The following is a 1,290-nucleotide window of genomic DNA, read 5'->3' on the forward strand; positions in this document are numbered from 1 at the left end:
GCTATGAACTAACACTGTATCGGTAACTGACTCACCGGTTTTAAGGCCTTGAATGTTCGGCTGCGAGTTATCGGCGGTATAGGTCCAGTGACCTAATTCATTGATTGATAGAGTACCAAACTGACCTTGTAGTGAGGTGGCTTGGAATTGATTTTGACCGTTATCCACATCAGTAACAGTGAGGGCGCCGTCGACGCGAAGCTGCCCACTATGCACGCCTTTATCTTCAGTTAAACTGGCGGTTGAGGTACCCGCAATCACCGCTTTATCATCCGTGCCATTAATGGTGACAGTGACTTTCTGCTCAGTGCCATCAATGGAATGAACTATGAGAGTATCCGTTAATGATTCGCCTGTTTTCAGGCCTTGAATAGTCGGCTGCGAGTTATCAGCGGTGTAAGTCCAATGGCCTAAACTATTGATACTCAGAGTACCAAATTGACCTTGTTGCACTGTGGCCTGGAATTGGTTTTGTCCTGAATCTACATCGGTTACGGTGAGGGCGCCATCGACATGCAGTTGTCCTTGATGGACGTCTTTATCTTCGGTTAGATTAGCCGATGAAACGCCACCAATTTGAGCGGTTTCATTGCTACCGTTAATACTAATGGTAACTTGTTTGGATACTGGGGTGCCTGAGCTATCAGTTGCTGTGACTGTGAAAGTTTCAACTGCTACTTCTCCCTGATGTAGGGCTAAAGTCGTTGCTGAATGATTATCTAGAACGTATTGCCATTCTCCAGATTTTGAATCAATGACGAGCTGGCCAAATTGACCTATTCCATTTGAGGCCGACCAAGTGATGCTATCGCCATTATCTGGGTCGGTAGCTATGAGGTTGCCTGAAACGGTATCAATTGAACCTAACTCATTGAGACTAGCATGATGTATACCTGAAATTTGCGGTAAATCGTTACTACCTTCAACCTCTACAGCAATGACCGAGCTCACTTTATTGCCTTGGCTGTCCGTTGCCGAAATGACAAATTGTTCTGTTTGATGAGTCCCTTCAGATAATGCATTTGTTTGCTGGTTATTATTATCAAGTTGGTAATGCCATTCGCCAGTTAACTGGTTTAACGTTAACTCACCATATTTACCTTGAGCATTGTCTGTACTCCACAACACTTGGTTAGCATCAGTGCCTGTAGCTTGCATTACGCCACTCGCAGTATTCACTGCATTATCTTCTTTTAATTGTGGTGCTGATTGTTGACTTGCTATTTCTATTGGGGTTTCATTCGTGCCAGTGCCAGTGCCAGTGCCAGTGCCAGTGCCAGTGCCAGTGCC

General features: G+C 45.1%; 1 protein-coding gene. It reads right to left on the reverse strand.

The window, feature by feature from the left end:
- Positions 1-1,290: VCBS domain-containing protein (locus Q4557_RS19720; protein ID WP_303415030.1), on the reverse strand; the 1,290-nt coding region annotated here is incomplete at both ends.

This window comes from Shewanella sp. 5_MG-2023 (assembly GCF_030547465.1).
Lineage (GTDB): Bacteria > Pseudomonadota > Gammaproteobacteria > Enterobacterales > Shewanellaceae > Shewanella.